Below are 424 nucleotides of genomic sequence, written 5' to 3' on the forward strand. Positions count from 1 at the left end.
AGACTTGTTAGTGATCTGTGCGTTGTGGTTATCGCCCACAAAAGTCCATTCACCTATCTGATCGGACAGTGGCTGGTTGGCCACAATGGTGAAGATTCCATTATCACATTGACTAATCGCTTTGTTGGTGACAGTAGCAGTAGGCATGGACCTTACAATCACCACCTGGTCGTCGGACACCTCGCAGACACCGTTTGTCACGGTCACTTTGTAGGTGTTGTTTCCAATTACAGTAGGCGTGTGGGTGATAGATACCTTGTCATCAGTACCAGGGATGGCGATGCCGTCCAGGGTCCATCTGATCTTATGGCCATTGTTGCTGTTATCGATAGACAGGGTAGTGGTAGCGCCTTTACAGATCTGGTCTGGTACGGCTGTAATCTGCACAGTCGGATTAGCGTCGATCTGTACGGAGAACGGTACG

1 protein-coding gene is annotated in these 424 nt (G+C 49.5%); it reads right to left on the reverse strand.

Going from position 1 to position 424, the window contains the following annotated elements:
- Positions 1 to 424, reverse strand: a 424-nt coding sequence (locus tag ICL55_RS34965; protein WP_188106718.1) for a hypothetical protein, incomplete at both ends; no start/stop codon positions are given.

Origin of the sequence: Chitinophaga varians, assembly GCF_014529945.1 — a bacterium.
Taxonomy (GTDB): domain Bacteria; phylum Bacteroidota; class Bacteroidia; order Chitinophagales; family Chitinophagaceae; genus Chitinophaga; species Chitinophaga varians.